At 70.9% G+C, this 11,103-nt stretch carries 11 protein-coding genes and 1 other RNA gene; 9 read left to right on the top strand and 3 right to left on the bottom strand.

Annotation, left to right across the window (positions count from 1 at the left end):
- Positions 1 to 566 (top strand): LPXTG cell wall anchor domain-containing protein (locus ACWCSV_RS16300; protein ID WP_451142632.1); only part of this gene is annotated, 566 nt, incomplete at its 5' end.
- Positions 567 to 815: 249 nt separating this feature from the next.
- Here the strand turns inward: ACWCSV_RS16300 and ACWCSV_RS16295 are convergent.
- Positions 816 to 1,013 (bottom strand): hypothetical protein, encoded by a 198-nt coding sequence (locus ACWCSV_RS16295; protein ID WP_451142630.1) that lies wholly within the window; start codon positions 1,011 to 1,013, stop codon positions 816 to 818.
- 412 nt (positions 1,014 to 1,425) lie between these two features.
- Here ACWCSV_RS16295 and ftsE point away from each other — a divergent pair, with 412 nt between their 5' ends.
- The 6 genes from ftsE to ACWCSV_RS16265 all read left to right on the top strand — a co-directional run bounded on the left by ftsE (position 1,426) and on the right by ACWCSV_RS16265 (position 6,164).
- Entirely contained in the window at positions 1,426 to 2,115 is a 690-nt protein-coding gene (ftsE, locus tag ACWCSV_RS16290) for a cell division ATP-binding protein FtsE (RefSeq protein WP_358760345.1), read from the top strand.
- Between the two features lie 48 nt (positions 2,116 to 2,163).
- The gene (gene ftsX, locus ACWCSV_RS16285; protein WP_451142627.1) at positions 2,164 to 3,081 is read left to right on the top strand and encodes a permease-like cell division protein FtsX; all 918 of its coding nucleotides are present in this window, start codon (positions 2,164 to 2,166) and stop codon (positions 3,079 to 3,081) included.
- 68 nt (positions 3,082 to 3,149) lie between these two features.
- The gene (locus tag ACWCSV_RS16280) at positions 3,150 to 4,337 is read left to right on the top strand and encodes a S41 family peptidase (protein WP_451142625.1); all 1,188 of its coding nucleotides are present in this window, start codon (positions 3,150 to 3,152) and stop codon (positions 4,335 to 4,337) included.
- Between the two features lie 18 nt (positions 4,338 to 4,355).
- On the top strand, positions 4,356 to 4,844 hold the full coding sequence (gene smpB, locus ACWCSV_RS16275) for an SsrA-binding protein SmpB (RefSeq protein ID WP_327176063.1): 489 nt from the start codon (positions 4,356 to 4,358) through the stop codon (positions 4,842 to 4,844).
- A 166-nt stretch (positions 4,845 to 5,010) separates the two neighbouring features.
- Positions 5,011 to 5,397, top strand: a transfer-messenger RNA (tmRNA) gene (gene ssrA / locus ACWCSV_RS16270).
- Positions 5,398 to 5,561: 164 nt separating this feature from the next.
- The gene (locus ACWCSV_RS16265; protein WP_451142623.1) at positions 5,562 to 6,164 is read left to right on the top strand and encodes a gamma carbonic anhydrase family protein; all 603 of its coding nucleotides are present in this window, start codon (positions 5,562 to 5,564) and stop codon (positions 6,162 to 6,164) included.
- Between the two features lie 245 nt (positions 6,165 to 6,409).
- Here ACWCSV_RS16265 and ACWCSV_RS16260 read toward each other — a convergent pair whose 3' ends face one another.
- Both ACWCSV_RS16260 and ACWCSV_RS16255 read right to left on the bottom strand, forming a co-directional pair.
- Positions 6,410 to 7,660: an alginate lyase family protein gene (locus tag ACWCSV_RS16260; RefSeq protein WP_451142621.1), complete on the bottom strand. Its 1,251-nt coding sequence runs from the start codon at positions 7,658 to 7,660 to the stop codon at positions 6,410 to 6,412.
- Between the two features lie 153 nt (positions 7,661 to 7,813).
- Entirely contained in the window at positions 7,814 to 9,160 is a 1,347-nt protein-coding gene (locus ACWCSV_RS16255; protein ID WP_451142619.1) for an MFS transporter, read from the bottom strand.
- Between the two features lie 83 nt (positions 9,161 to 9,243).
- Between ACWCSV_RS16255 and ACWCSV_RS16250 the strand changes: the two genes are divergently transcribed.
- On the top strand, positions 9,244 to 10,215 hold the full coding sequence (locus ACWCSV_RS16250) for a LysR family transcriptional regulator (protein ID WP_451142617.1): 972 nt from the start codon (positions 9,244 to 9,246) through the stop codon (positions 10,213 to 10,215).
- Positions 10,216 to 10,435: 220 nt separating this feature from the next.
- Positions 10,436 to 11,077 carry a hypothetical protein gene (locus ACWCSV_RS16245; protein WP_451142615.1) on the top strand — a complete coding sequence of 214 codons (642 nt, stop codon included), beginning with the start codon at positions 10,436 to 10,438 and terminating at the stop codon, positions 11,075 to 11,077.
- The last annotated feature ends 26 nt before the right edge of the window (positions 11,078 to 11,103 follow it).

The following is an 11,103-nucleotide window of genomic DNA, read 5'->3' as shown; positions in this document are numbered from 1 at the left end:
CGGACGGTGGCGCGGAGTCCTCGGTCACCGATGGTGGCGCGGAGTCCTCGGTCACCGATGGTGGCGCGGAGTCCTCGGTCACCGATGGTGGCGCGGAGTCCTCGGTCACCGATGGTGGCGCGGAGTCCTCGGTCACCGATGGTGGCGCGGAGTCTTCGGTCACGGACGGTGGCGCGGAGTCCTCGGTCACCAACGGTGGCACCGAGTCCTCGGTCACCAGCGGTGGCACCGAGACGTCGGGCAGCAGCTCGACCTCGACGGGCGGCACCGGCTCCACCGGCTCCACCGGTTCGACCGGTTCCACCGGCTCGACCGGTGGTTCGTCCACGGGTGGCGACGAGACCTGCACCGTCACCCTCGACGGTGCCGAGTGCGTCGAGTCGAACAACACCGACACGGACAGCGTCGGCAACAAGCCGGTCGAGCAGGGCAAGGGCAAGGACGAGCTCGCCGAGACCGGTGCGGCCGAGACCACCTTCCTGCTGCTCGGCGCCGCGACGATGATCGCCGGCGGCATCGGCTTCCGCTTCCTGCCGCGTCTGGCGGCCGGTCGCACCGCCGTCTGAGCCACCGGCTCCAAGGCAGCGCCAAGGGGACACCGCTGAGGGCCCGGGGAGAGCTTCACCGCTCCCCGGGCCCTCACGCGCGAACGGGGCCCCTCGGGCCCTCGATCCCGGCGGGGAGGAGTGCGACGCCCCTCGGAGCCGTACAAGCGCCTCATGGGCGCCTTCCGGCCGGGGCTCGGGGCGACGTCCGGCGGGGCTCCGGGCGACGTCCGGCGGGGCTCGGAGCTACGGGGGGCGGGGCTGCCGGAGCTAGCCCACCTGCTGGGCCAGCAGCGCCACCGCGCACACCAGCACCACGAGCAGGGCGATCAGCACCGTCGGGTTCATCCCGCCGAGCGGGCCCTGGTCCTGTCGGCGCAGGCGCTCGCGGCTCGCGCGGCAGACGGGGCAGCGGCCCTCGTTCACGGGCGCCGCACAGTTCGCGCACACCAGTCTGTCGTAGGTCATGCGCACTCCTCCTCCCGCGCGGCGGAATCGTCCTGGGCCGTCGACCGGCCGTTCTGTGCAGGCCCGATCGCTCTGCGCACGACCGGCCGGCTGTCCGTCCGCACAACGCTCCGGGGAGCGTGACCGTTCCCCCTACCACTGTGCCAGCTCCGGCGTCTTTCGGCGCGGCCCGCCGGGGAGTGCCGGAACGGGTGCCGTGCGGGGTGGGGGAAGGGGTGGCCGTGCGGTCCGGTCACGCACCGTTCCGACGGGGGTGCGGAGGGCGTCCGCGCGTTCCGGCGGGCGGGCCCGAGTCGACGCGTTCCGGCTCATGTTCCGGCATAAATCACCCATCCGTAGACGCCGCCTGCGCGGTCGGGAAGCATTCGCGTAGGGTCACGCACACATACTCCCGGCCGACCATGGTGCCTCCGTGATCCGATTCGACAACGTCTCGAAGACCTACCCGAAGCAGAGCCGCCCCGCACTGCGCGATGTCTCACTCGACATCGAGAAGGGCGAGTTCGTCTTCCTGGTGGGCTCCTCGGGCTCCGGCAAGTCCACCTTCATGCGCCTGATCCTCCGTGAGGAGCGCGCGAGCCAGGGCATGGTCCATGTGCTCGGCAAGGACCTGGCCCGCATGTCCAACTGGAAGGTGCCCCAGATGCGCCGCCAACTGGGCACGGTTTTCCAGGACTTCCGCCTCCTCCCCAACAAGACCGTCGCCGAGAACGTGGCCTTCGCGCAGGAGGTCATCGGCAAGCCGCGCGGTGAGATCCGCAAGGCCGTGCCGCAGGTGCTCGATCTGGTGGGCCTCGGCGGCAAGGAGGACCGCATGCCCGGCGAGCTCTCCGGTGGTGAGCAGCAGCGCGTCGCCATCGCGCGGGCGTTCGTCAACCGGCCGATGCTGCTGATCGCGGACGAGCCGACCGGCAACCTCGACCCGCAGACCTCCGTGGGCATCATGAAGCTGCTGGACCGGATCAACCGGACCGGCACCACCGTGATCATGGCGACCCACGACCAGAACATCGTCGACCAGATGCGCAAGCGCGTCATCGAGCTGGAACAGGGACGCCTCGTGCGGGACCAGACGCGCGGCGTCTACGGCTACCAGCACTGAGCGGCCCCCAGCACTGAGCATCTGAGCATCGAGCACTGAAAGGACGCCATGCGCGCCCAGTTCGTCCTGTCGGAGATCGGCGTCGGTCTCCGGCGCAACCTCACGATGACCTTCGCCGTGGTGGTCTCCGTCGCCCTCTCGCTCGCCCTGTTCGGCGGCGCGCTGCTGCTCCGCGAGCAGGTCAGCACGATGAAGGACTACTGGTACGACAAGGTCAACGTCTCCATCTTCCTGTGCAACAAGGACGAGGCCCAGGACACGCCGAAGTGTTCCAACGGCGCCGTGACCGACGCGCAGAAGAAGGAGATCGAGACCGACCTCAAGAAGATGGCGGCCGTCGACACCGTCACCTTCGAGACGGTCGACGAGGCGTACAAGCACTACCAGGACCAGTTCGGCGACACGCAGATGGCGGGCAACATCACGCCCGACCAGATGCAGGAGTCCTTCCGCGTCAAGCTCAAGGACCCGACGAAGTACAAGGTCGTCGCCACCGCCTTCGCCGGCCGTGACGGGGTGCAGTCCGTCCAGGACCAGAGATCGATCCTGGACAACCTCTTCGAGTTGATGAACGGCATGAACGTCGCCGCCCTGTTCGTCATGGCGTTGATGCTCGTCATCGCGTTGATGCTGATCGTCAACACTGTGCGGGTGTCGGCGTTCAGCCGGAGACGCGAGACCGGCATCATGCGGCTCGTCGGCGCCTCGGGCTTCTACATCCAGATGCCGTTCATCATGGAGGCGGCCTTCGCCGGGCTGATCGGCGGTCTGCTGGCCTGTGTTCTGCTGATAGCGGCCCGCTACTTCCTCATCGACGCCGGCCTCTCCCTGCAGAGCAAGCTGAACCTGATCGACTTCATCGGCTGGGACGCGGTCATCACCAAACTGCCGCTGGTCCTCGCGATCGGGCTTCTGATGCCCGCCGTCGCCGCGCTGTTCGCGCTCCGCAAGTACCTCAAGGTGTGACATGCGCCCCCTGGGCCGCGCGGGGAAGCGCCCGTGCGGCCCAGGGGGTTTGTCCTAGACTCGCTGCCATGCAGGGGCCCTTGTACCGGTACGGGCCCCGCGGCCTGCGCCGCGGGGCTGCCCTGTCGTTGGTGTTCGCGGGAGTGCTCGCCACCGGTGCGGCCACCGGATCGCTGCCGCGCGACGAGCCCGCCCGCCCCCGCCCGACGGCCCGCCCGTCCGCTTCCTCCTCCGCTCCCGTGGACCGCCAGGAGCTGGCGGCGGTCGCGGCCGGCGCCGCCGCCGACGGCAAGTCCGCCACCCAGGCCGCCGAGGAACTCGTCAGCCGCAGCGGGGACCGCTGGGGCGCGGTCTACGACGAGCGCGAGTACGAGGAGTTCGAGCAGGCCCTCGACGGCTCGTACACCGGCGTCGGCCTCTCCGCCCGCCGCACCGCCGACGGGCGGGTGCGGGTGGCCCGGGTCGAACCCGGCGGCCCCGCCGACCGTGCGGGCATCCGCGCCGACGACGTACTCACCTCCGTCGACGGCACCCGCACCCGGGGACGCCCCGTCGCCGAGGTCGTGGCCCGGCTGCGCGGCGACGGTACGGACGAGAAGGCCGGGTCCTCCGTCGTCCTCGGCGTGGAACGCGACGGCCGCGCCCGCACGGAGTTCCTGCGCCGCGCCCGGCTCACCACCGAGCCCGTCACCGTGCGCCGGCTCGGTACCGCCCCCACCTCCACCGTGCTGATCAAGGCGACGGCCTTCACCCGGGGCGCGGGCGGCGAGATCCGCGACGCGGTGCGGTCCGCCCCCGGCGACGCCGGGATCCTCCTCGACCTGCGCGCCAACAGCGGCGGCCTGGTCGGCGAGGCCGTCGTCGCCGCCTCCGCCTTCCTCGACGGCGGCCTCGTCGCCACGTACGACGTGCACGGGGCGCAGCGGGCCCTGTACGCGGACGCGGGCGGCGACACGACCCGGCCGCTCGTGGTGCTCGTCGACGGCGGCACGATGAGCGCCGCCGAGCTGCTGACCGGCGCCCTCCAGGACCGGGGCCGCGCGGTCACGGTCGGTTCGCCCACCTTCGGCAAGGGTTCGGTGCAGATGCCGAGCGAGCTGTCGGACGGCGTGGTGGCGGAACTGACCGTCGGGCAGTACCGCACACCGGGCGGCCGCGGGGTCGAGGGCCGGGGCATCACCCCGGACCTGGTGGTGGGTACGGGGGCCCTGGAACGGGCCGAGACGGTATTGAGTGGCCTCGGGGGTGGGTCGTAGTGCGAAAATGACCGCACTATGGCCAAAGAAAAAGACACCGGGCGCAAGATGATCGCGCAGAACAAGAAGGCGCGGCACGACTACCACATCATCGACACCTACGAGTGCGGGCTCGTGCTCATGGGGACCGAGGTGAAGTCCCTGCGGATGGGCAGGGCCTCGCTGGTGGACGGCTTCGTCCAGATCGACCAGCACGAGGCGTGGCTGCACAACATCCACGTACCGGAGTACGTGCAGGGCACGTGGACCAACCACGCGGCGAAGCGCAAGCGGAAGCTGCTGATGCACCGGGCCGAGATCGACAAGCTGGAGTCGAAGTCCAAGGAGACCGGGCACACCATCGTCCCGCTCGCCCTGTACTTCAAGGACGGCCGGGTCAAGGTCGAGATCGCGCTCGCCAAGGGCAAGAAGGAGTACGACAAGCGCCAGACGCTCCGCGAGAAGCAGGACACCCGCGAGACCAACCGCGCCATCTCGGCGGCCCGCCGGCGGCAGCGCAGCGCCTGAGCCACCGGAGCCGGCCGGCCGGCTCCGGGCCCCCCGCGGGTTCGTGGGGCGCGGTCCGGGGCAGACGGGAGGATGACCGGCGGGAATACGCTGGCATGGTCCGGCGTTGGTCACGTACGATGGGCCGTGCACCCCAGCGAGGGTGTGCGTTTTGAAAAATCAACATGGGGATGATCGGTTTCGACAGCGGATGTCGAAGCAGGGGAAGCGAGTCGAGGAAGCGGCAATGATCTCGTAAACCATATGTCGCAAACAATAATCGCCAATTCCAAGCGCGATTCCTCCGCCTTCGCTCTCGCTGCCTAATTAGCAGCTAGCGAAGACTCTGCGGAGTGTCAGCCCGGGGGTGATCCCGACCCGGATCCTGGCATCAACTAGGGATCTAAACTTCTGAGCCCGGTCACGGGGCCCAGAAGGAAATCAAACAGTGACTGAGCCTGTCGGAGGCTTGTTCGCGTGACCTCCGGGGCCGAGAAAAGCGTAGCGAACTGCACTCGGAGAAGCCCTGGTTCCGCACCGTTGGACGCGGGTTCGATTCCCGCCATCTCCACCACCCCATGTAAGCCTCTGCCCCGCGAGTCCGCTCGCGGGGCAGAGGCTTTTTCGCGTTCCTTCTCTTTTCTCATGCAGGAAGCGCGCCGCTCGTCGATGGCTGATTCCGTCCCGGCCGGCGAAAAGTCCTGGCCGTGGCGAACCACGTGCTGCATGATCCCGGACATGCTCATCGACCATGAAGGCATGTCGCCCACCGTGCACCCCTCGGCCTATGTGGCCCCGACGGCGACCCTCTGCGGGGACGTACGCGTCGGTCCCGGCTGCCGGGTTCTGTTCGGCGCGGTACTGACCGCCGAGGGCGGGGCCGTGGAACTCGGCGAGGGATGCATCGTCATGGAGAACGCGGTCCTGCGCGGCACCCGCCGGGACCCCCTGCTGCTGGGACGCTCGGTCCTGGTCGGCCCCGGCTCGTACCTGACCGGGTGCACGGCCGAGGACGAGGTGTTCCTGGCGGCCGGCAGCCGGGTCTTCAACGGGGCCCGCATAGGCACCCGATCCGAGGTACGGATCAACGGAATCGTGCACCTGCGCACCGTGCTGCCCCCGGACACGACGGTGCCCATCGGCTGGATCGCCGTCGGCGACCCGGTCCAGGTGCTTCCGCCGCAGGAACACGAGGCGATCTGGGCGGTGCAGAAGGAACTCGACTTCCCCGGCTACGTCTTCGGGCTGGACAGGCCCGCGGACGGCGAAAGCATCATGCCCGCGGTCTCGGAACGCTTCGGCCGCGCCCTGGGGCGCCATCGCGACGACCGTGAGGTGTGAGCCCCACGATGTCCGCGACGTGCGTCAGCGAATCGGCGGGACTCGGGGCGCTCGCCGCGGCTCGCCGACATCGTCCCGGCCGCCGGAGGCGGTGGTTCGTGAAGCCCACCCCAGCGGACCCTGCCGGGTTCTCCGCCGCGGTGGCCCGGCTGGGTGCCGGGCATCCGGTGTAAACCTCCATGGCGGGCCGACCGGTCCGGGTGAGGTACCCGCCGGACCGGCCGGACCAGCCGTGAGCCCCCCGATCAGTTCGGGTTGTCCCCGTGGGTCAGGGTCTCCCAGGCCACGAAGAGGTTGTTGCTGCCGGCCGGGCGGTTCTGCTCGGTCAGGGCCTGGGTGTTGGTCATCGCGATGCCGAGACGGTTGTGGAGGGCGTTGTAGCCGACCTCGGTGACCGGGCCGAGGCCGAGGTTCAGGGACCCGCCGCAGAGCCAGCTCGGGACGGCCTCGCCGCGCTGGTACTTGGACTGGAAGCCGAGGGCCTGGCGCAGCCGCTCGCCGACGTCCGTGCCGTAGAGGTCCTGGCCCTGGATGCGGCTGGTCTCCGCGATGTGCGAGATGGCCGAGATGCCGTACCCGGTGTGCGTGAAGTCGCGGCAGGTCTCCTGGGTGAGCCCGGTGACGAAGGTGGACTGGCCCTGCCAGTAGGCGACGATCTTCGCCGTGGTGTCGAGGTTCTGGCTCGGCACGGTCCTGGGCACCGCGCCGTCCGAGGCGAGGTAGACGTAGGCCGCCGTACGGGTGCGGAACTTCGCCATGGCCTTGTCGTAGGAGGTCTTGTCCTCCAGGAAGACGGAGATGCCCACCGCGGCCTCCATCATCGACAGCTCCCAGTTGCCGTTGGAGTTCGAGCCGTTGATGAGCTGTGGCAGATAGACGTTCCGCAGCATGGTCGAGAACCGTGCGGAGTTGGCCCAGGTGCCGGTGTACGTGTACTTGATGATCTCGGCGGCCTTGGGCCAGGAGGAGCCCGCCCAGCCGGTCTGCAGCGGGGCGTTGCTGTTGGTGTGGCCGGTGATCGTCGCCGACCAGGCGTCCATCAGCTCGATGGACTTCTTCGCGTACCGCTCGTCGCGGGTGATGTACCAGGCGAGGGCGTCGGTGTACGCGGCGATCGCGTCCTCGCGCTCGTCCGTACAGCCGTTGTTGGGGTTGGAGTAGGAACCGCACTCGACGGTCGCGCGGGGCTTTGCTGTGCGGCTCAGGCTCGCGTAGCCGCTCGCGATCATCTGGTCGTACGCGCCCTTCCAGGGCTGCGCCCCGGCGTTGACCTGGGTGCGGGCGAAGTCCAACTGCCCCCGGGAGACGGTGACTCCCGGGTGGGTGAAGGTGGTGGGCGCCGCCTCGGCGCGCGGGGCCGCGGGACCCGAGAGGAAGCCGACGACGAGCGCCGCCGTCGCCGCGGCCACGGTGAGGAGCAGCCCTGGGCGCAGGGGGCGGCGGCGGATCGGGGAGCCGGGTGCGGGGGTGGGGGAGAGCGCGGGGGTGACTGGCATGTGGAGGCCATCCGTTCTCGTACGTGAACGAAGCTCTGGGGGTTGAACACGCCTGCTGGCCGGTGACCATAGGTACAGACCAGGAAGCCGTCAAGACCGTGCGCGAGAGCCCCAGCTCATCCCGTGTTCATGTACGTGGACGGGGTTCCCGGGTCATCCGGTGGCGGCCCCGGCGCGTCCCGCCCGGCCGGCCCGTCCCGTACCCACGGCCGAGACCGCGAACGCCAGTCCGGCGGCGCAGGCGGGGGCGGCATACCCCGCGACCGTGCCCGCGTGTTCCACCAGCCAGCCGCCGGTTGCCGAACCGGCGGCGACACCGCCGAGCAGGGCGGTCACCGCGAGGGTCATGCCCTCGTTCAACTGGGTGGCAGGGGTCAGGCGTTGTACGAGCGTCATGCCGGTCACCATGGTCGGCGCGGTCGCCGCGCCCGCCGCCAGCAGGCAGAGCCCGAGGATGAGCGGCGAGCCGGTGGTGGCCACCGCGAGCAGCGGCAGGCACATCAGCGCGGTCATCGCGGCGAGGCAGAGCGCCAGCCGGCCGCCGGGGTCGCGGGCCGGACGCAGCGCTCCGTAGAGCAGCCCGGCCACGCAGGAGCCGGTCGCCTGGAGGGCGAGGACGGCACCCCCGGCGTGCGCGATCGATACGACCTCCATCGTGCCGAAGACCGCGCCCGTCGCCAGGAACACGGCGAGCAGCGCGGGCATGCCGGGGGAGCGGAACGGCGAGCGCGTCCGCACGGTACGGGGAGCCACCGGCGGCTCCGTGGAGCGCTGGGCGGCGAAGATCAGGATGCCGGCCATCATCAGCACCGCCCCGGTGACCGTGCCCGCTTCCGGGAAGAGGGCCCCGCAGAGCGTGGCGGCGAGGACCGGGCCGAGCATGAAGCAGAGCTCGTCGGCGGCCTGCTCGAAGGAGTTGGCGGTGTGCAGCGCGGCCGGGTCGTTCCGGAGCAGATGCGACCAGCGGGCCCGGGACATCCCGCCGGTGTTGGGGGCGGTGGCCGTGGCCGCGTACGCGGCGAAGAGGGTCCAGGTGGGGGCGCCCAGGCGGACGCAGAGCGCCAGGGCGAGCGAGCCGGACACGGCGAGGGCGGTAGCGGGCACCGCGATCCGGGCCTGGCCGTAGCGGTCCACCAGCCGGGCCGTCAGCGGGGCCACCACGGCCGTCGCCACCAGCCCCGTCGCCGTCACCGCCCCCGCCAGGGCGTACGAGCCGCGCGACCCGGCGATCATCAGCACCGCGCTGACGCTGAACATCCCGATCGGCAGCCGGGCGAGCAGGTTCCCCGCCGTGAAGGCGCGGGCACCCGGGGTGCGCAGCAGCCGCAGGTACGCGTTGCGGGGGGCAGGGGCAGGGGCAGGGGCAGGGGCAGGGGTGGGGGTGGGTGAGGCGTCGGGCGCCGTGGGCCGGGTGGAGTGGGACCCGTCGGGCCCCGCGGATATGGGGGAGGAGGAGGGCGCGGAAGGACGGGAGGCGGTGGTGGGAGCAGGGTTCGGCACTCCGACAGCCTCGGCCGCGCACCGCCCGCCGGTCCAACACCGGTCCCGGGCCGATTGACGCACCTGTGTTGTAGATTCCCCCGGTGACCGTCCCCGACCTCGACCCCCGGCTGCTGCGCGCCTTCCTCGCCGTCGCCGAGGACCTGCACTTCACCCGGGCCGCCGCCCGCCTCTACCTGGCCCAGCAGGCGCTGAGCCGGGACATCCGCAGGCTGGAGCGGCTGCTCGGGACCGCGCTGTTCGTCCGTACCACCCGGCAGGTCGTCCTCACCCCGGACGGCGAACGGCTGGTCCCGCACGCCCGCCGGGTGCTCGACGCGCACGCCGCCCTCGGGGCCGCCTTCGCCGACGCGGCGGCCCGGCCGCTCCTCGTGGACCTGAACACGGACGGGATGACCGCCGCCCGGGTGCTCGACCGGGCGCGCGAACTCGCCCCGGAGTGCGAGTTGATGGCGCGGTTCGAGTCCGGTCTCACCTGGGCCGCCGGCGAGATCCTCGCCGGGCGGCTGGACGCCTCCTTCGGCCGGGCCGGCGGCCTCGACCCCGCCGTCCGCGCCGGGCTGACCACGCTGCCGGTGCGCTACGAGCCGATGGCCGTCCTGCTGCCGTCCGCTCATCCTCTCGCGGCACGCGAGGTCGTCGCCCTCGCCGACCTGGCCGGGGAAACCGTCTACGCCGGGGCGGGCAATGCGCGCACGCTGGAGTGGACCGGCCTTGCCGCTCTTCTTTTCGAAGAGTGGGGCATCCATCTGGCACCGCCCACTCCGCTTGCGGTAGGAGTGGCCGAATTTCAACGGATCATGGCCAAGACGGGGCACCCGGTGCTCGCAGTTGTCGGATTTCCTCCGCTTCCGGGTACCGTGCTCCGCCCCCTCGTACGCCCCGTCCCGCTCTCCCCGCTCCTGCTGGTCCACCGGAAGGGGATGCGGCACCCGGGTCTGGACGCACTCCGTACCGCAGCTGTTCAACTTCAGTCGTCAGAAGGGTGGATGGTGCGTCCACCTGATTCCTGGCTGCCCGAAGCGGACGCCGCGGCGATGGCGTCCCAGGGGTGAAGAACAACCCGATCCGGGGACATTGGCGTCAGCGGCGTGCGCTACATTCATCAGTCCGGGCACATGGGGAACGTGGTGCGCGGACGGGGTGGGGACCCAGTCCGACGGCATGAAACCAGTCATTCATGTGTGCCGGAATCATTGAGTGGGGGATGTGCGTACACCTGTGGAAAATTGGCGAGAAGGCACCCGGACCGGGCACAGCCATGAGCCTCATGACGTGACGATCCAGCTGGACGGGCTGGGACGTCAGCTCTCCGAGCTCAAGGCCGAACCCGGAACGCAGGAGGCTTCGGACGGCCCCGTCTTCGTGGACGAGAGCGGCCGCCGGAGCAAGAACTTCCGACGGGCCGGCTGGCTGGTGGCCCTGGGCTGCGCCGCCTTCGCCACCATCCTCGTCCTCTCACTCCTCGGCGGAAGCTCCGCGGCCCCGTGGCTGCCGCTCACCAGCCAGGAGCAGCAGAAGGGCGGGGACAAGGAGAAGGACGCGGACGCGCCCTCCGCCGACCCCTCCGGCCCGGCCGGCGTCTCCGGCGCCACCGACCCGGGCGCCACCACCGGTCCGACGCCCGACGCCGGAGCCACGGGCAACGCCGACCCGGCCGGTACCGGCCCGTCGACCAGCACCTCCGTCGCCCCGTCGTCCGCCGTGAACCCCGCCGCGAGCTCCACCACCGGCCGGCCGGCCGGATCGGGCGCGAGCAGCGGCGGAACGAGCACCAAGCCTTCCGCGCCGGCCTCGGTCTCCGCGCCGCCCACCGACGCAGCGACCACGGATCCGGTCGATCCGCCGGTCACGCCCGTGGATCCGACGGACCCCGTCACCGACCCGACTGCACCAGCAGAAAGCAGCACCTCGTAAATGACTCAGCCCGCACCGCTGGTCAG

The sequence above is a fragment of the Streptomyces sp. NPDC001770 genome (genome assembly GCF_053596135.1).
Note: the sequence above shows the minus strand (reverse complement) of the source record. Positions and strands in the feature narration are given on the sequence as shown.